The sequence below is a fragment of the Planctomyces sp. SH-PL62 genome, assembly GCF_001610895.1.
Classification (GTDB): domain Bacteria; phylum Planctomycetota; class Planctomycetia; order Isosphaerales; family Isosphaeraceae; genus Paludisphaera.
This window is the reverse complement of the sequence record NZ_CP011273.1, coordinates 5,880,846-5,899,034: the sequence shown is the minus strand read 5'-3', so window position 1 is coordinate 5,899,034 and position 18,189 is coordinate 5,880,846. Positions and strand designations below refer to the sequence as shown.

Genomic DNA, 18,189 nt, shown 5'->3' with positions numbered 1-18,189 from the left:
GATCCAGACGCCGAAACCGTCGCCTAAAGGGGCCCTCCCGTGTCCATGATGAAAGACGCAGACGCTCTCCAGGGCTCCACCCGAACCGCGCAGATCATCATCGCCGCCCTGGTGATGGGCGTGGTGATGTTCTGGGCGATCATCACGCTGGTCCTGCCCGCCGGCGTCGGCCCGCAGCCCGCCCCCGGCGCGGCCGGGCCGGACATCCTCGGCCTGCCGATCCTGACGGCCCTGGCCGTGGGCTTCGGCGCGGTCAGCGTGGTGATGTCGCTGGCCCTGCCTCGGGTGATGGTCGACGGCGCCCTCCGGGGGATCGCCAAGGGCCTCTCGCCCGACTCCACCACCGACGCCCCCCCGGGCGCGAAGCAGATCTATCCCGCCGGCGACGTCGAGAAGCTGCTGCCCGTCTACATCTCCCAGCTCATCGTCGCGTCGGCCCTGAACGAAGGAGCGGCGTTCTTCGCGGGGATCGCCTACATGATGGAGCATCACGCCGCGTCGATCCTCGTCGCCGGCGTCCTCCTCGCCCTGATGCTCACCCGCTTCCCCACCGCCGACCGCATCCAGATCTGGCTCGAAGCCCAGCTCCAAAACCTGGCGGGCAAGCGTCGCGACGACTTCTGATCCGTCCTGGGCGGCCCCGGCCCCGGCCTCTCGTGTCACGAGAGGCGAATCAAGGCCGGACGGCGTCGAAGTACTCGTGGAAGACCCGCGCCAGCTGGCCGCCGTAGAGTTCCCAGTGAGCGGCCGAGGGGTAGTCCTGGAGGCCGGCGATCCAGTTGACGTTCAGCTCGTGGACCGCCGCGTCGACGCCGTATCGCTGGAGCCAGCCTTCGCCCAGAGTCCCGGCGTTTCGGAACTCCGCCGTCGTGCTCCCCTCGGTGAACCAGGTGTGCTCGCGGAGCAGCGCCTCCAGGGTCTTCATGCGGTCCAGGTGGCGCTCCAGCCCTTCGACCGGCGGGCGGCTGACGTGCAGTCGGCCGTCGCCGTCGTTGTGCAGCTCGAGCGCCAGGTGGGGCCGCTCGCCGCGCCGGATCATCTCCTCCAGCCAGGCTTCCAGGGCGTGATTCTCCGGCGAGAGCCCCGGGTCGGCCGGCCGCCCCCAGTCCCGGTTCAAATCCTTGCCGCGAAGGTTGAACCGAGTCCGGCCCAGCGCGACGCCGTCCTTGTTCGCCATCGGCAGGATGTAGACGCAGTACCGCTCCAGGTGACGCTTCGCCTCGTCGTCGCCCGAGAGCAGCCGGGCGACGAGCCCCTGGACGACCCAGTTCCCGCCCGGCTCCCAGGGGTGCGCCCGGGCCCTGAGGAAGACCCGATAAGGCGCGTCGGGGCGGCCGACCCGGACGATCTCCAGCTCGCGCCCCTCCGCCGTCCGCCCGATCGGCGCGATCTCCACCAGCGGATTCGTGGCGATCGCCTTCAGCCATCGGTCGAGGTCCGACAGGCGATAAGGCTCGACGCGCGCGACGTAAAGCACCGGGCCGGGCATCGTGACGGCGAGGCGGACGCGGTCGCCGGGGAGCCGCTCCAGCGCGACCGGCTTCCAGGCCTTCCCGTCCGGAGAGACGACCGCGACCTTCAACTCGCCGGCGACCGACGCCTTCCGGCCGTTCCAGACGTTGTCCAGATTCCGGAACTCCAGGGTCAGCGAGGCGCCCGGACGGGCGTGGAGGCGGAAGTGGATGTGCCCCGCCGCCCGGTTCGGCGACGACCGCTCGTGGTCGTAAAGCAGGTGCACGAGGATCGCACCGTCCGGCCCGGTCTCGTACCAGAGCGGCGAGGCGTTCTCGAAGCCCGTGTCAATGTACTCGAAGCCGTCCGCCTCGGGAGCGGCTTCGGCTGCCGGCGCGACCGCCGCGAACAGGAGCGCGAGCAGCCATCCGGATCTCAGGGGGCTCGTGAGACGCATGCGACGGATTCTCCCCTGACGGTGCGGGACGCCCGGAAGTCGAACGAGGACCGCCGTCGGCCGCGCCGATCGTACGGCAGGGAGGGCCGATCCTCAAGCGCCCATCCGCTTCGGCCTGGTCACATGATCGCGCCAGCATGAGACCCATGGGACGCCCCCGCGAGATCGACCTGCTACAATCCGGCGGTCATCGCCGCTATCATGTTGGAGATCGGTTGAAGATTTTCCGCCTCCCTCCAGGAGCGTCATGATGCGGACATGGATCGCGGCCGCGGGAGTGCTCTGGGCGACATCGGCCTCGGCCGAGGACGTCGCGACGGCCGCCAGGGCCGAGGCCGTCCTGGCGAACTCCTGCGTGCGTTGCCACGGGGCGGACGCGAAGAAGGGGGGGCTGGACCTGAGCACGCGGGCCTCGACCCTGGAAGGGGGCGACAGCGGCCCGGCGGTCGAGCCCGGCAAGCCGGAGGAGAGCCTCCTGGTCGAGAAGGTCGAAGGGGGGGAGATGCCTCCCAAGACCCCGCTCAAGCCCGACGAGGTCGAGGCCCTCCGCGCCTGGGTCGCCTCGGGCGCTGCGTACTCCCATGAGCCGATCGCCCCCCCGAGGGCCGGGGCCGACTGGTGGTCGCTCCGGCCGATCGCGAGCGTCTCGCCGCCGACGCTCGACCCCGAAGCCGAGGCCCAGGTCCGCACGCCCGTCGATTCCTTCGTCCTGGCGAAACTCGGGGAGGCCGGCCTGACCCCGGCGCCCGAGGCCGACCGCGCGGCCCTGATCCGCCGCGTCTCGTTCGACCTGGCCGGCCTGCCGCCGACGCCCGAGGAGGTCGCCGCGTTCGTCGCCGACCCCGATCCGCTGGCGTATGAGAAGCTCGTCGACCGGCTCCTCGCCAGCCCGCGATACGGCGAGCGCTGGGGGCGGCACTGGTTGGACGTCGTCCGGTTCGGCGAGAGCGAAGGGTACGAGACGAACATGCCCCGGCCCGCCGCCTGGCCGTATCGGGATTACGTGATCCGGTCGTTCAACCGCGACACGCCGTTCCCCCGGTTCGTCGCCGAGCAGCTCGCGGCCGACGCCCTCCCCCCCGAGCCGGGCGACGATTGGCTCACCCAGGCGGCCACCGGGTTCCTCGTCGGCGGCACCCACGACATCGTCGGCAACCTGGCGATCGAGGGGATGAAGCAGCAGCGCGCCGACGACCTGGACGACATCATCACGGCGACCAGCACCGCGTTCCTCGGCCTGACCGTCAACTGCGCCCGGTGTCACGACCACAAGTTCGACCCGATCTCGCAGAAGGATTACTACGGCCTGCAAGCGGTGTTCGCGGGCGTGAACCACGGCTCGCGTCAGGTGGAGGCGGCGGACGTCGAGGAACGCCGATCGCGGGCGGCCGTCGTCCGCGAGGAGATGTCGAAGGTCGACCTGGAGCTGGACGGCCTCGAACCCCTCGCCCGGCCCGACGCCGACGCCCCGACTCGGCCGATGGTCGACCCCCGGCGCAACGTCGAGCGGTTCGCGGCGGTGAAGGCGCGGATGGTCCGCATGACGATCCTGGCGACCGGCGACTCGAACGAGCCCTGCCTCGACGAGCTGGAGGTCTATTCCGCCGGGCCTTCCCCGAGGAACGTGGCCCTGGCGACGGCCGGCGGGACCGCCTCGGCGTCGTCCGAGTACCCCGGCGCGGCGATCCACAAGATCGCCCACCTGAACGACGGCCGGCTCGGCAACGGCCGGAGCTGGATCTCGCACTCGCCCGGCCGGGGGGTGGCGACCGTCGCCTGGCCCGAGGCCGTCGCGATCGACCGCGTCGTCTGGGGACGCGACCGCGAGGGGGCGTATCGCGACCGTCTGCCGGTCCACTACGTGATCGAGGCCGCCGAGACCCCCGACGCCTGGCGGGTCGTCGCCACGTCGCTCGACCGCGCCACCCCCAGCCGGGAGCCGCCGAAGCGCCCGCCCCGGCCCTCGCGGCCGACGACGCGGCGCGTCGCGACGAGCTGCGCGGCCGACGGGCCGAACTGGCCGCCGAGCTCGGTCGGCTGGGCGACACGATCGCGATCTACGCGGGGATGTTCAGCCAGCCGGGGCCGACGCACCTGCTCCGCCGCGGCGACCCGATGCAGCCGGGGGCCGAGGTCTCGCCGTCGGCGATCGCCGCCGTGAATCCGGGGTGGGACTGGGACGCCTCCCCCGGAGCCCCCGAGGCCGAGCGTCGGCTCGCCCTCGCTCGATGGATCGGCGATCCGGCCAACCCCCTCCCGGCGCGGGTGATGGTCAACCGGCTCTGGCACTACCACTTCGGCCGGGGGATCGTCGCCACGCCCAGCGACTTCGGGTTCAACGGCGGGCCGCCGTCCCATCCCGAGCTGCTCGACTGGCTGGCCTCGCGCTACATCGCCGAGGGGAGTCGGCTCAAGCCGATCCATCGCCTGATGGTCCTCTCGGCCGCGTACCGGCGGTCGTCCCGGATCCATCCGAAGGCCCGCGAGGTCGACGCCCAGAACCGCCTGCTCTGGCGCATGACCCCCCGCCGCCTGGAGGCCGAGGCCGTGCGCGACGCCGTCCTTTCCGCCAGCGGCCTGCTCGACGCCCAGATGGGAGGCCCCGGCTACAACATCTGGGAGAAGAACTCGAACTACGTCGCCATCTACAAGCCCCGCGCCGAGCTGGGGCCGGACGCCTTCCGCCGGATGGTCTACCAGTTCAAGCCCCGGAGCCAGCAGGACCCGACCTTCGGCTCGTTCGACTGCCCCGACGCCGCGCTCGTCGCCCCGCGCCGGAACACCTCGACCACGGCCTTGCAGGCGCTCGACCTGCTCAACAGCGGCTTCGTCGTCCAGCAGGCCGATGCCTTCGCCAGGCGGATCGCCGCCGAGGCCGGGCCCGACCCCGAGAAGCAGGTCGAACGGGGGTTCGCCCTCGCGCTGGCCCGCCCGCCGACCCCCGCCGAACGCGCCGCCGGTGCCGCCCTGATCCGCTCCCACGGCGCCCCCTCGTTCTGCCGGGCCCTCTATAACGCCAATGAATTCGTTTATGCTCCCTGAGCTGGTCGCCGGTCCGAATTGGGTTCGTTCGCGCCGGCCGGTGTGTTGGGGGTGGCGGCGTAAAGCCTTGGTGGGGAGTGTGTTGGGTGTGATTTTTGGGTTCGGCGATTGGCTTCGTTCGGTGGTTTTCGTCATGTCCGATCGCCTCGCGTCGACTGCTTCGAAGCCCTTGCAGGTCATCTCCGCGCGCAGCATCCCCTCCTGAAGAGAGGATGCGCCGAAATGAGGAATGGCGCGCGCCGCGTCTTGAAAAGCCGCCAACGACTTTGCCGGAGTTCAGGGACATGCATCGAGCCTCGCTGATCCTCGCCCTCCTCGCCGTCGCCCCTCTCGCCCCGGCGCAGGAGCCGACGATCCCCGTGCCGGATTCGATCCGGTCCGAGGGGACGCCGGCGATCCCGAAGTCGACCGCCGCGGCGCTGGGCCGATATCAGAACATCCGCGGGGCGGGCTTCCAGGGGTGGGACCGGGGCAAGCCTCGGGCGGTCTACGTCACGACTCGGTTCGCCGACACGTTGCAGGTCCACCACGTCCCGGCCCCCGGCGCGGCGCGTCGGCAGTTGACGTTCTCGCCGGAGCGCGTGCTGGGAGTCTCGCCGCGACCGAGGCGCGACCAGTTCCTGTTCGTCATGGACGAGGGGGGCGCCGAGAACTACCAGCTCTTCCTGCAGGATCGGGCCGGCGGCGAGCCCGTGCGGCTGACCGACGGCAGGAGTCGGCACGAATCGGCGAAATGGTCCCCCTCCGGCGAGCTGGTGGCCTGGAGTTCCAACGCCCGCAACGGCAAGGACATGGACCTGTACCTCGCCTCCCCGGCCGAGGTCTCGTTCCGCAAGCTGCTCAAGGAGGTCTCCGGCCAGTGGAACGTCGCCGACTGGTCGCCCGACGGCAAGAGCGTCGTCGTCGAGGAATATATCTCGATCACTGAATCCTACGTCCACATCGTCGCGATCGCCGACGGCGCGGTGCGGACGATCACCCCGAAGCCGGCCGAGGGCGAGCCGAAGGTCGCCGTCTCCGGGCCGAGGTGGTCGAAGGACGGGAAGTCGATCTTCTACACGTCCGACAAGGGGAGCGAGTTCCGCCGCCTCGCCCGCTACGACCTGGCGACCGCCGCCGAGACCTGGTACAGCGCCGGAACCCCCTGGGACGTCGAGGCGTTCGACCTCTCCGACGACGGCACGCTCATCGTCGCCGCGACGAATGAGGACGGTTTGAGCGCGCTGCACGTCTACCAGACGGCCACCGCGACCGAGCGGGCCGCGCCGACGATCCCGACGGGCCGGATCACCGGCCTGGAGTTCCGCCCCGACTCGCACGAGTTCGGCTTCACGCTCGATTCGGCCCAGACGTCGTCGGACGTCTTCTCGATCGACCTGGATCGTGGGCTCGCCACGGGGGGCGTCGGCTTGCTCGAACGCTGGACCGAGAGCGAGATCGGCGGCCTGGACGCCTCGACCTTCGTCACGCCCGGGTTGATCCGCTATGCCTCGTTCGACGGCCGGCAGATCCCGGCCTTCGTCTACCGCCCGGCCGCGCCGGCGTCGGGACCTCGTCCGGTCCTGATCCAGATCCACGGCGGCCCCGAGGCGCAGGCCCGTCCCGGCTTCATGGGGCGGCTCAACTATCTGATCAACGAACTGGGGATCGTCCTCATCGTGCCCAACGTGCGCGGGTCGGACGGCTACGGGAAGTCTTACCTGAAGCTCGACGACGGCTTCCTGCGGGAGGACTCGGTCAAGGACATCGGCGCCTTGCTGGACTGGGTCGCCCGTCAGCCCGACCTGGACAAGTCCCGCGTGGCCGTCGCGGGGGGCTCGTACGGCGGTTTCATGTCGCTGGCGGTGCAGACCGACTACAACGACCGGATCAAGTGCGGGATCGACGTGGTCGGCATCTCGAATTTCGTGACGTTCCTGGAGAACACCCAGGGCTACCGCCGCGACCTCCGCCGCGCCGAGTACGGCGACGAGCGCGACCCCAAGATGCGCGAGTTCCTGGAGAAGGCCTCGCCGCTGGGCAAGGCCGCGAACATCAAGACGCCGATCCTGGTGGTCCAGGGGGCCAACGACCCCCGCGTGCCGCTCTCCGAGTCCGAGCAGCTCGTCGCGAAGGTCAAGGAGAACGGCGTGCCGGTCTGGTACGTCGTCGGCGCGAACGAGGGCCACGGATTCGCCAGGAAGCCGAATCAGGACTACCAGCAGGCCGTGGAGGTCTCGTTCCTGAGGGCCTTCCTGCTGGGGGAGGGGGCCGGTGGGGAATGAGCCGGATCGGTCCGGATTTTTCGACGCGGCTGCGGTAGGATGAGCCGGCGGATTGCAGATGTGTCGGGCCCATGTGTGCGAGGGCGGCTCGGATCGGGGGCGTAGTCGATGAGATCCAGGGAGAGCGTCGGCGCCACGCTGGAGATGGTCAGCCAGGGGCGGACGGAGCGGGTCATCGAGTTGCGAGGGACCGACCTGCACATCGGCCGGCATCCGATGGTCGGGGTGCCGCTCGACCATCCCAAGGTGTCGCTCTACCACGCCCGGATTGAGCGGCGGTTCGACGGCACCTATCGCGTGGTCGACCTGATGAGCAAGAACGCGACCCACCTCGACGGGGTGCGGCTGAAGCCGTACGAGCCGACCGAGGTGCGCGAGGGCTCTCGGATCCGGATCGTCGACTATGAGTTCATCTTCCACGAGGCCGCGGCGCGGGTGGGCGCGCCGGGCGAGGTGGCGAAATCGACCGTCCTGGGCTCGCTCGCCGATCTCAGCTCGTCGGGGCTGGTCCAGCGCGCCGTCGACCCGGCCGGTGCGCTGCTCGGCGTGATCGAGGTGGTCCGCGCGCTGGGGGGGGCGTCTAACCTGGACGAGCGGCTGTCCCGGGCGCTCGGCGGCCTGATGACGATCCTGCCGAAGGGCACGCGCGGATTCGTGGCGACCCTGGAGCCCGACGGATCGCTGCCGCTGCGGGCCCATCGCGACGCCAGGGGCCCGGCCGGCCCCCCCGTGCTCAGCCGTACGCTCATCGAGGAGGTGCTGCGGAAGGGGCGGGCGATCCTGATCAAGGACGTCTACGTCGACGAGCGGTTCAAGGACCACGAGAGCCTCTCCGCCGCGATCCGCACGGCGATCTGCGCGCCGCTGCTGGGCCACGACGGCCGCCCCGTCGGCATGGTCCAGCTCGACGGCGTCTCGCCCCACGAGCAGTTCCGCGAGGAAGACCTGGACCTGCTGGCGGCGCTGGCCGTCCCGATCGCCACGGCCGTCGAGAACGATCGGCTGGTGCGGGAGCAGGCGTCGTGGGCCGCCGCCGCCGAGATCCAGCGAGCCTTGCTGCCCCGCGCCCGGCCGGCGATCCCCGGCTACACCTTCTGGGAGTTCTACCGAACGGCGCAGGAGGTCGGCGGCGACCTCTACGATTACATCCGCGTCGAGGACCCGGACGTCCCCGCGTCGGTCCCTTCGCGCTGGTGCGTGACGCTCGGCGACGTGACCGGGCACGGCATGTCGTCGGCGATCCTCATGGCCGGGGTCTGCCCGGAGGTCCGCCTCCTCGCCCGCGCCGGGTACACCCCGGAAGAGATCCTGACGGACGTCAACGAGCATTTCTACGACTCGGGGATCTCCAACCACTACGTCACGATGATGCTGATCGAGGTCGATCCGGCGGCCCACCGGCTCACGGTCGCCTCCGCCGGCCACCCGGCGCCGCTGGTCCGCCGGGTCGACGGCCGCGTCGACCTCATGGATTGTCCCGGCGGCGGCTCGCCGATCGGCGTCGACCGCGACGCAACTTATCGATCAGCCGGCGTCGACCTGGCCCCGGGCGAGGTCGTCGTCCTCTACTCCGACGGCCTGGTCGACGCCGTCGACCACCGCCTCCGCCCGTTCGGGCTCGATCGGCTCAAGAAGGTCCTCGCCCAGACCGAAGGGGCCGCCGACCAGGTCGGCGAGGCGATCCTGGCCGTGCTCAGCGAGCACATGAAAGATCAACGTCCGCTCGACGACCTCTCCATCGTCTGCTTCGGCCGCGCCGCCGAGCCCTCCTGACCCGCGCCTCGCCCGTCGGCCGTCCGGGTCGCCTTCGCGCGAGGAGCGAGCGGGATGCGTCGAGGCTCACGGTTGTTTCGCGGGCGGTTCGGCGTCCTCGGCGGGGTGCGCTTCCTCGGGTTCTTCCAGGACGCCGGAGACCTGGCCGCGGTCGTTGATGGCGGTGGCCCAGATGAAGTCGGGGCCGTGCTCGTCGAGGATGCGGAGCTTGCCGTCCTCATAGATGAAGGCGCGGGGGCCGGGAAGCCCTCCGTGGGGGCCGTCGATCTGGCCGACCACGGCGCCGGCGTTGTTCACGGCGCTGGCCTGGGCGTGCTGGAATCCCTCGGGGATCCCAAGCGTCTGGAGGCCCTGCTCGCGGGTCCAGATCACGGCGCGCAGGGTGCCGTCGGGATCGTTGCGATGGCCGACGACCACGCCCGAGTCGTTCACTCCGCGAGGGATCATGGCGTTCCGGTCCTGGGAGAGCGGCTCGCGCTTCCAGACGCCGGGCTCGGCCTCGGTCCAGAGCGAGGTCTCCCCCTTCTGGACGGCGGCCAGGCGCTTGCCGTCGGGGCTGACGGCCAGGACGTTCGAGCTGAGCTGGTCGGCCTCGGGGATGACGACGGCCTTCCAGGCGTCGCCGTCGCGCTCCCAGACGACGCCCCGGAGGCGGTAGTCCCCGACGCTGAGCCCGCTGATGCGACGGCCGTCGCGGCTGATCCCAGTGGCGAACGAGGCCGCGTCCCCCTCGGCGGCGCCGAGCCCCTTGATCCCCTGGTCGGCCGTCCAGACGAACGCCTGATTCCGCAGGGGGACGAAGGTGTTCGGGGGCGCGGGCTTGCTCGATCGGCCGACGACCACGCCGTCGTCGCTGACGGCGGCGGGGAAAGTCGCGGTGTAGGTCTTCAGCAGCGGCAGGCGGGTGATCTTGTCGCCCTGGGCGAGGAACGGCGCCTCATACAGGATGTCGGGGTTGCCGTTCTCCGGCTCCCAGTGGAAGCCGACCACGTCGCCTCGGTCGTTGATCCCGGTGATGTTCAGCCCCTCCTTCATCGGGGCGACCAGGGGATGCGGCTTGGGCGCCGGCGGCTCCTCGCCTCGCGACGCCGTCGCGAGGGGCCAGGCGGCGGAGATCAGGGCGAACGTGAAGGCGGACGCGAATCGGCTCTGGCGCATGCGAGGTTCCTCCCGCATCCGAGGATACTCCGCGCGGCGGGCGTCCGGAAGGACGGACGGGGATTTCGGTTCCGGCGAGGTCAGGGGCGGTCGCCGCGGTTGCCGATCCTCTGAAGCCTGGGGACGTACTTGAGGTCGGGGCGGGGCTGGGCGAGCGTCCCCTTGATGTTGACGTTGATGAACTCGCCGCTGGCCTCGCGGATCATCGGGCTGAGGAGGGGGACGTCGAACCGATTCCGGCCGTAGAGGACCCGGAGCGTCAGGTCGATGTTGTCGAACGGGTCGCGGGTCCCGTCGCCTTCGAGGCTGATCGGGCTGCCGGTGAGCCGGATCTTGTCGAAATGGGTGGTGCCGTTGACGATCCGGAATTCGAGGTCGGCGGCGTCGAACATCGACTTGCCGTCGTCGTTGCGGCCCCGGAGCGTGAGCGGGTTGAGGGCCTTGGCGAACTTCAGCACGAACGGCAGCTCGCCGAGGTCGCCGTCGACGACGTGGCCTTCGCCCCTCGCCTGGAGGCCGCGGAAGTCCGTGCCCAGGCCGTTGAATCCCACCCGGGCGTTGACAAGCCCCCGGAACGCCTGGCGGCCGGGGAGGCTCCGCGCGTACTCCTGGAGCTGCGCCCCGGAGAGCTGGGCCGATCCGCTGTAGCTCGGGGTCTCGGCCAGCGTGATCGCCCCTTCGCCGTACAGCTCGCCCCCCAGGAAGCTCCCCTTGAGGCTCTCCAGCCGCGCCTTGCCGTCCTTGACGACCAGGGGGCCCTGGAGCCGCGTGACCTGGAGCCCGGCGACGCTGGCGCTCTGGATGTCCAGGACGCCGTGGACTTCCAGGTACTGGCCGTCGGAGCGGCCCCAGACCTCCTTGAGCTGGCCGTTGAGGTGCTCCATGGGGATGCCCGCCTTGAGCTTGTTGTCGACGAGGAAGACGCGGGTGTTCTCCCACTGGCACCAGGCGGGGACGCCGGCCTCGCCGCTCCAGCCGATCTTGAGGTCCCCCCGCGCCGTGAACGGCCGGCCGTCGTCCAGGCGCATCGCGAACTGGGCCATCAGGGTGGGCATGATCCGTCGCAGGTTGGCGCCGAAGAGGAGGTCGCGGACCCACACGTCGCGGACCGCCAGGTCGAACCGGCCGCTGTCCTCGACCACGACCGTCCCCTCGGGGAACTCGACGGGGGCGCCGTGGAACGTGAACCGGACGTCCCGCATCGCGACCTTGCCGTTGACGAACTCGAACGCCCCCAGCGCGTTCTGCATCTTCAGCTCGATCGTCGCCCCCGGCTCGACGCCCGGCCCGGGGGACTTCGGCACCACCAGGCGGACGTGCGACTCCGGCCTCGGGGAGATGGTCACGCGGGTCTGGTCGGGCTTGCCGGTCTCGACGGCGACGTCGGCGTGGACGTCGCTGGCGCCGTCGGGATTGATGAATTCCCAGGACTTCCGCCAGGCGTCGGGGAGGGCCTCGCGCAGCTCCGGGCTGAACGGCAGGTTCTGGGCGTCCAAAGTCATGCCGATCTTCAGCGGCGGGTCGCCGTTGGGGAGGTTGGGCCCCGGCAGCTTCTCCACCTTGCCGGAGCCGGTGATCACGGCCTGGCCGTTGCGGCCCCGCAGGTCCTTGAAGATCCAGAGGTCCGGGTGCAGCTCCAGCCGGCCCGAGAGGTTCCGCACCGGGAACGGAAGCTCCACCCAGGTGATCTCGCAGCGCCGGGGGTCGAGGTCGAGGTCGGCGTCGATCACGAGCCGGCCCACCTCGGTTTCAAGGTTGGCCTCGACCATGCGGCCGCCCTCCTGCTTCAGTTGCGGCGGGCCGACCAGCGGCGCGCGGAAGATCCGCGCGTCGGTCTTGACCGACCCGGCCGGCTTGAAGCGGTCGACCCAGCGGCGGACCTCGGGCTGAAGCGCGTCGAGGAAGGCCGCGTCGACCGGCACCGACTCGGCCTCGACCTTGAGGTCCACCAGGGCGTCGGGGCCGGGGTCGTCGACCGTCCCGTGGAGCCGGGCCGGCTTGTCGCCGATCGGACCGTTCAGGTCGACCGTGAGCCGCCGGCCCTCCAGGGCGAGCGTCCCCTTGAGGTTCTTCAGCGGGTAATCGAAGTGGCGGTAGCGCGCCGAGACGTCTTGCAGCTCGGCCGAGGCCGAGAACTCCACCGGGCCCCCCTCGACGGCCCTGGCGACGTTGGCCTTGACGTTCACCCGCCCCTTGGGCTGGAACACGTCCCACAGCTCGACGAATTCCGGGGGGGTCCGGTCCTTCAGCCGCTGGTCCAGGTCCAGGTCGAAGATCTCGACGCGGAGATCCATCGGCGTCTCGAGCGAGGCCGAAGCGCGGAGGGCCCCGGAGGCCCGGACCCGGGTCGCGCCGTTGAAGCCCTCGGCGTGGACGATCGTCAGGACGCCGTCGCGCAGGCCCACCCGGGCCGACAGGTCGTTGAGCGGGAACGGGAGATGTGGGCAGGCGCAGACCCCGCGCAGGAGCTGGGCCTCCACGTCGTAGGAGAGCTGCGCCTCGGGAGGCAGGCCGGGTCGGAAGGCCAGGTGCTTCAGCTCCACGTCGACGTCCCCGCCGCTCAGGGACAGGGCGTCGAAGCCGGCGGCGAAGTCGGCCGGCAGGCGGCGGCGGAGCGTGTCCGAGAGCGTGAGGTCGACCAGGCCGCCGGTCAGGTCGACGTCGCCGGTGGCCGGGTCGACCGACCCGCGCAGGTCGACCCGATCGAAGAGATCCCCCCGCGCCGAGCCTTTGAACTCAAGCCGGCCTTCCTCGGTCGGCTCGATGCGCAACGTGACCTCGCGGAGGATCGCCGCGGACACCTTGTCGTCGCCCGCGGCGGAGGCCGGCTCGTCCACCAGGGAATTCCCGCCTCGGCTCCGCTCCACGACCAGCTCGACGGTCCCGTTGACGATGTCGATCGGCGGCGGATTCTCGATCGCCGCCCGGGGCCAGGGATGGGCCGGCAGGTCCAGGAGGTTCCAGCCGCCGTCCTTCTTCTGGAGGAGCCGGAGCGTGGGCTGCGTCACCACGACCTCGCTCGGCGACTGCTCCCCCTGGAGCATCCGCCAGGCGTTGAACCGCACTTCCAGCCAGGGGAGGTTCAGCGTCCGGAACATCCGGCCGTCGACCTTCTGGATCGCCGCGACCTGCTTGAGCGTGGCCTTCCCGCGCAGGGGACGGAAGTCGACGCTGCCGAACTCGAACTCGGCGTGCGGGAAGAACCGCCGCAGCTCCGCCCGGATCAGCCGCGTCACCGTGTCGCCGTCGGTGACGAACGCATAGGCGAACCAGGTCGCCGCCGCCGCCAGCCCCAGGCCGACGACCCCACCCCAGATCAGGAATTTCGCCAGGCGTCGCCCGAACCCCATTCCGCCACCCCCCACGCCCGGCCTCAGCCGCGCTTAGGCCTGCTTCGAACGCCACGAGGCCCCGTCGACGACCCGCAGCAGGCCGACGGCCGCCAGCCCCATCGCGGGGATCTCGCCCGGCGTCCGATACCGCATCGAACTCGCGAACACCGCATGGATCAGGCCGAAATAGAGGATCGGCCCCGCCAGGATCACCCAGGCCCGGCCGTCCCGCCGAAGCGTCCACAGCCCGAGGCCCGCCAGCCCCAGGACCGGCCCCATCACCAGGCCCGCCGCGACCGTCAGCCAGGGCGACCGCACCCCCTCCGCGTTGGGCCAGGGGCTCCAGTACCGGCCGAGCTTCGCCAGCGCCAGCTCCAGCGCCCGCCCCGGCTGCTCGCGGACGAACGCGAACGCCCGCCGCTTCAGCAGTTCGTCCTGGTCGCGCTCGCTGTTCGGCCAGACGTCCGGGTCGTTCAGGAACCGCATGTCGCTCGCCCCAGTCGCCTGGGGGTTCAGCCCGTCGTAGAGGCTCGCCCCCATCCAAAGGGCCGTCGGCACGAACTCGCCGTACACCCTCGCGTTGCGGACCCACCAGGGCGCCATCACCCCCGCGAATCCCGCCGCCGCGACCATCGTCGCGACGATCGCCGGGCGGATCGACCGGCCCGAGACCGCACGATGCGCCAGCCACGCCGCGATCGCCGCCGGAAAGAAGAGCAGGCACGACGGCCGCGTCAACACCGCCGCCCCCGCCGCCGCCCCCGCCCCCAGCGCCGGGCCGAGCATCGCCCTGGCCCCGTCCCGATCCCAGAGGACCGCCAGCGCCCAGAGGAAGCCCAGCAGCAGCGGCGCGAACACCGCCTCAGACAGGAGAACGACCGACATGATCACGAAGTACGGATGAATCGACGTGAACGCCGCGGCGATCGGAGCCGCTCGCCCCGTTCCCGTTTTTTCCGAACCGCCGAGCACCACCCGCGTCAGCCGGAAGACCAGCCAGACGCAGACCGCGCCGAGCCCGGCCTGGACCAATCTCGCCCCGAGGGGACGATCGCCCAGGAGGGTCCGGCAGGACGCGAGGAAGAGCGGATAACCGGGCGTGCGGAGGGCGAAGTGGGGGATGTCGCCCCATTCCACGATCTGGAAGACCTCGCCGTCGCGGATCGTCCGCGCGAGTTCCCAGTAATACTCCGCGTCCGGGAACAGGCAGACCCGCTCGCCCCCTCCCCGACGGACCCACCACTCGACGAGGTTCGCCGCCGCCACCCGCAGCAACAGCCCGACCTCGACCGCGATCGCCAGGGCGGGGATCGGAAGCTTCCCGATCCGATCGATCCGACCCGGCTCTCCAGCCATCAGCGGCCATCCTCTCTCGGGACGTGGACGGACTCCATCCCCCGGTGGGACCGGCCGAAGTCGGCGCGGATCCTAAGCCAAACCGCCGGGATCGTCAACTTCAGACGAGCCCGCCCGTCTCCGCATCCTCAGGCCGGCGTGGGCCATGAAGCCATCTCGCGGCCCCTTTCAACAGACAAGGGGGAAGGCGAGCCGGTGAGCCGTCGGGATCCGCAATCCGGCCGGACTTTACAGCGCCGGCATCCGCGCTCAATCACGGTCTTCCCCCCTCGCGGGGGATGAGGGGGTGACGAGTCGAGTTCGTCGGGCTCTCGGGATCAGGGCTGCGGCTCGCGGCGAGACCATCGGAGGCCCAGGCGTCGCGACGTTGCTTCGGTCGTCTTGACGCGTTCGGCGATTCGATGGCCGACGACCCAGAGGATCCCGTGCGGGTCGGCGACCACCGGGACGGCCTGGCGGCGTTCCGACGGCACGCGGCGAATGCGCAGGAAGTCGACCAGCCGCTGACGGCGTCCCCCCATCCCGAGCGGGTCGAAGCTCTCGCCCCGCATGGGCGTGCGGACGACCAGCGGGAAGGTCACGCGGTCCAGGTCGACGACTTCGTCCCAGCCGGACGCGTCGTGGACGATCTGGACCTCGAAACGGGCGTCGGCCCAGGGGACCTGGACCGTCCCCGGCGCCTCCAGCGCGATGGGCGCGGCGGTCGGGGCCGGGGCCAGCCGGGACGAGCGGTCGAGGGTCGCCGCGTCCCCCTCGATCCGCAGCGCGACCCCCGCGCCGACGTGGGGCTCGGCCTCGCCCCGCGCGAGGCCCCTGGCGAGGCGTCGCCAGCGTCGCGCCGTCATCTCACCCTCGGGCCAGCCGGCCGATCGCCAGGCGCGTCGGAGGGCCTCGACGGCCAGGAACGGGTCGAGCGCCGCGAACGCGAGGCGGTCGATCGCGATCCGCTCCGGCCCCGCTTCGCGGACGGTCGCGGTTTCCGTCGAGGCGACGAGCGCGTCGAGCACCCTCCCGTTCGCCGCCGCAAGCTCCCCCAGTCGCACCAGCGCGTCGACCACCTTCGGGTTGTAGTCGGCTTCCAGGCGTGGGATCAGGTCGTGTCGGATTCGCGCGCGGGTCTGGGATACGTCGCGGTTCGTCGCGTCTTCGCGGTAAGCCTGGCCGATCCGGGCCAACTCGTCGCGGATCTCCCGTCGCGAGACCCCGAGCAAGGGCCGGACGAGCGCGACCCCCGGCGCCAGGGGGCGACGCGCAGGGATGCCGGCGAGCCCTCGCGGACCCGTGCCCCGGACGATCCGGTGGAGGATCGTCTCGGCCTGGTCGTCGCGGGTGTGGCCGACCGCGACGGCCGACGCCCCCGCGATCGCGCGACCTCCGCGAGCCACGCATAACGAGCCTCGCGAGCGTCGGCCTCGAAATGCCCGGCGCGGCTCGACGACCAGACGCCCCCCTCGAACGGCAAGCCGAGGGAATTCGCCAGCGCGGCGACGAACCGGGCGTCCTCGCCCGAGGCCCCCTCGCGCGTGCCGTGGTCGAGATTCGCCACCGTCAGCCGGAGGTCGAACTCTCCGGCCAGCAGGTGCAAGGCCCGCAGCAGGCCCACGCTGTCGCTCCCCCCCGAAACGGCGACGACCCAGGCGGTCCCGCGCTCGGGGTCGGCATCGGGCTCGACCCAGCCCGACAGCCGTCGCCGGACGGTCCCCAGCCAGGCGGGGAGGGGGGGCTCGTGATGCCTCGGATCGTCTCGCATCCCCGAAGGATACCAGGATGCCGAGCCCGAGAGGATGGCGGCCGAGGCGGGGGTTCAGTCCTTCTGGGCCTGGCAGTAGCTCAGGGCCGAGCGGAGGTCGGGCCGCACCACCGGCGAGCCGAGGACCCGCCACCACTCCACCTGCCCGAGGTCGGTCTCCGAGAGGACGGGGACCAGGACCTGGGAATCCTCGGAGATGAGCCGGATTCGGGGGAATGCGCCGCGCCTGCCGATGATGCCGACGACGGCGAGCCAGTTCTGGGCGAACCACTCTCCCGGAAGGTCCGCGAGGGGATGCTCGCGGCGGCCGTCGTCGTAGATCAGTTCGAGTTTCCATCGCATGGCGGGCTTCCCTGTGCCAGGTGGGCGTTTGACCACTGGGAAGTATACAACCTTACCCCTGATACGCCAGCCCGTCCCGTCGAATCCTTCGACGAGGAGCCGGGGCGGTCGGGGCGTCTCGTGCGTCGGGGAGGGTGGCGGTATATATTCGTAGGGGAGATCCGATCCGCCCCCGACGCGGCGAGAGAACGATGACGGAGCCCGCCTTGAATCCCGACCTGATCGCCCTGCTGCGCTCGCCCCGGACGAGGTCGTCCCTGCATGTCGAGGGGTCTGAACTCGCCTCTCCGGACGGTTCCGAGCGTTATCCGATCGTCGGCGGCGTCCCCCGGCTGGCGGGCGAGTCCTACGTCGGCAGCTTCGGCCGCCAGTGGAACCGCTACGACGTGGCGAGGACCGAGGAGGACGAGGCGACCTTCGAGGCCAAGACGGGCGTCGCGCCGCGAGAGATGGCGGGCAAGCGGGTGCTCGACGCCGGCTGCGGCGGCGGTCGGTATGCGAAGCTCCTGGGGGATCACGGCGCCGAGGTGCTGGGCGTGGACCTCAGCAGCGCCGTCGACAAGGCCGCCGCGCTGTGCGCGGGGCTCCCCGGCGTCCAGATCGTCCAGGCCGACCTCCTGGACCTGCCGGTCGTGGAGGAGGCGTTCGACCTGGTCTTCTCGATCGGCGTGCTGCACCACTCGCCCGACCCGCGCCGGGCGTTCGCCGAGATCGCCCGCCGCGTCAGGCCCGGCGGCCGTCTGGCGGTCTGGCTCTACCGCCGGAACACCCCGCCGCAGGAGTGGCTCAACACGGGCGTCCGCGCCCTGACCACCCGCCTCCCCGCCCGAGTGCTGGAACCCCTGTGCGCCGGCCTGGGCGCGCTTGGGAGCGTGCCGGTGCTGAACCGCACGCTGAACAAGCTGGTCAACTTCTCCGCCCACCCCGACTGGACCCTGCGCGTCTGCGACAACTTCGACTGGTGGGCGCCGGAGCACCAGTCGCACCACACGCTCCCCGAACTCTCCTCGTGGTTCGTCGAGGAAGGCTTCGAAAACCTCGTCGAACTCCGCCCCATGAAGTCGGGCCGACTCTACGGCTGGGCCTACGACCGCGACCTCATCATCGGCTCGGGCGTAAACGTCGCGGGTCGCAAGCGGCTTCGGCCGTAGGGCGACGGCTGGAAAAGGCCCGGCGAACTCGGCCCATCCCCTAACGTCCTTCTCCCCTGGCGGGGGAAGGTGGCCCGCAGGGTCGGATGAGGGGGAAGACCAGGGCCGTCAG

General features: G+C 71.1%; 12 protein-coding genes and 1 pseudogene. 6 read left to right on the top strand and 7 right to left on the bottom strand.

Annotated features, from left to right (window positions below):
* The first annotated feature begins 45 nt into the window (after positions 1-45).
* Positions 46-624 (top strand): hypothetical protein, encoded by a 579-nt coding sequence (locus VT85_RS23085; protein ID WP_068420339.1) that lies wholly within the window; start codon positions 46-48, stop codon positions 622-624.
* Between the two features lie 49 nt (positions 625-673).
* Here the strand turns inward: VT85_RS23085 and VT85_RS23080 are convergent, their stop codons facing one another.
* Positions 674-1,909, bottom strand: a complete 1,236-nt coding sequence (locus VT85_RS23080; protein WP_068420338.1) for a M14 family zinc carboxypeptidase — start codon at positions 1,907-1,909, stop codon at positions 674-676.
* Positions 1,910-2,156: 247 nt separating this feature from the next.
* On the opposite strand from VT85_RS23080, the gene VT85_RS23075 reads away from it, so the two are divergent.
* The 4 genes from VT85_RS23075 to VT85_RS23060 all read left to right on the top strand — a co-directional run bounded on the left by VT85_RS23075 (position 2,157) and on the right by VT85_RS23060 (position 8,988).
* Positions 2,157-4,070 (top strand): DUF1549 domain-containing protein, encoded by a 1,914-nt coding sequence (locus tag VT85_RS23075; RefSeq protein ID WP_197490955.1) that lies wholly within the window; start codon positions 2,157-2,159, stop codon positions 4,068-4,070.
* Positions 3,977-4,951, top strand: a complete 975-nt coding sequence (locus tag VT85_RS28765; protein WP_068420336.1) for a DUF1553 domain-containing protein — start codon at positions 3,977-3,979, stop codon at positions 4,949-4,951. Before VT85_RS23075 ends, VT85_RS28765 begins: the two co-directional genes overlap by 94 nt.
* 284 nt (positions 4,952-5,235) lie before the next feature.
* Entirely contained in the window at positions 5,236-7,215 is a 1,980-nt protein-coding gene (locus tag VT85_RS23065; protein ID WP_082858826.1) for a S9 family peptidase, read from the top strand.
* A gap of 108 nt (positions 7,216-7,323) precedes the next feature.
* The gene (locus VT85_RS23060; protein ID WP_082858825.1) at positions 7,324-8,988 is read left to right on the top strand and encodes a SpoIIE family protein phosphatase; all 1,665 of its coding nucleotides are present in this window, start codon (positions 7,324-7,326) and stop codon (positions 8,986-8,988) included.
* 66 nt (positions 8,989-9,054) lie between these two features.
* Here VT85_RS23060 and VT85_RS23055 read toward each other — a convergent pair whose 3' ends face one another.
* The 6 genes and pseudogenes from VT85_RS23055 to VT85_RS23035 form a co-directional block, all read right to left on the bottom strand.
* The gene (locus tag VT85_RS23055; RefSeq protein ID WP_068420334.1) at positions 9,055-10,146 is read right to left on the bottom strand and encodes a hypothetical protein; all 1,092 of its coding nucleotides are present in this window, start codon (positions 10,144-10,146) and stop codon (positions 9,055-9,057) included.
* A gap of 80 nt (positions 10,147-10,226) precedes the next feature.
* A complete protein-coding gene (locus tag VT85_RS23050; RefSeq protein ID WP_068420333.1) occupies positions 10,227-13,496 on the bottom strand; it encodes an AsmA-like C-terminal region-containing protein in 3,270 nt (1,089 codons plus the stop codon).
* 33 nt (positions 13,497-13,529) lie between these two features.
* Entirely contained in the window at positions 13,530-14,834 is a 1,305-nt protein-coding gene (locus VT85_RS29775) for an ArnT family glycosyltransferase (RefSeq protein WP_068420332.1), read from the bottom strand.
* Between the two features lie 317 nt (positions 14,835-15,151).
* Positions 15,152-15,355, bottom strand: coding sequence for a tRNA lysidine(34) synthetase TilS C-terminal domain-containing protein (locus VT85_RS30105; protein ID WP_409999955.1), 204 nt, complete (start codon positions 15,353-15,355; stop codon positions 15,152-15,154).
* 636 nt (positions 15,356-15,991) lie between these two features.
* Positions 15,992-16,584: pseudogene (gene tilS, locus VT85_RS30100) on the bottom strand (tRNA lysidine(34) synthetase TilS); the annotation flags it as partial.
* 54 nt (positions 16,585-16,638) lie between these two features.
* Positions 16,639-16,926, bottom strand: a complete 288-nt coding sequence (locus VT85_RS23035) for a hypothetical protein (protein WP_068420331.1) — start codon at positions 16,924-16,926, stop codon at positions 16,639-16,641.
* A 191-nt stretch (positions 16,927-17,117) separates the two neighbouring features.
* Here VT85_RS23035 and VT85_RS23030 point away from each other — a divergent pair, with 191 nt between their 5' ends.
* Entirely contained in the window at positions 17,118-18,077 is a 960-nt protein-coding gene (locus tag VT85_RS23030) for a methyltransferase domain-containing protein (protein ID WP_068420330.1), read from the top strand.
* The last annotated feature ends 112 nt before the right edge of the window (positions 18,078-18,189 follow it).